We start from the raw sequence: 399 nt of genomic DNA on the forward strand, positions 1-399 counted from the left end.
CTTCTGACGAACCGTTCTTCCACTCCGATGCGTAGGTACGCTGACCACGTCTTGTTGGTGCCTTCGGGGTCTTCGACGGCGTTTCGGTCGAGGGCCTGCTATCTCATCTTGTTGGAATCATTGGTGGCTGCTTTAGCCCCGGCGGATCACGAGGTCGAGCGTTTCCGGGTTGAGACGATGCAGGGGCTGTTTGACGAACTCGGGGTTTTTATTATTCCGTGATGTGTTCCGGTATGTGGCCGGATATTCCTATCGCAGATCGCAGGTTCGGTCCTGCTCTGTCGACGGCTGCCAGGATGCGGGGGATGGCATTCCTTCTCGGTGAGGCCGTCGCGGGAGCGCTCGAGGTCGGCTGCTAAGCGGGTGAACCTCATGCCGAGGGTGGCGGCTCCGTAGTGG

General features: G+C 59.6%; 1 protein-coding gene. It reads left to right on the plus strand.

Translation table 11 applies throughout. The annotated features are described in order from the left end of the window. A partial coding sequence (locus ACOV8S_RS31510; RefSeq protein WP_448321889.1) for a hypothetical protein occupies window positions 1–222 on the plus strand: 222 nt, incomplete at its 5' end. Window positions 223–399 lie beyond the last annotated feature (177 nt).

The sequence above is a fragment of the Streptomyces sp. CO7 genome, assembly GCF_053474865.1.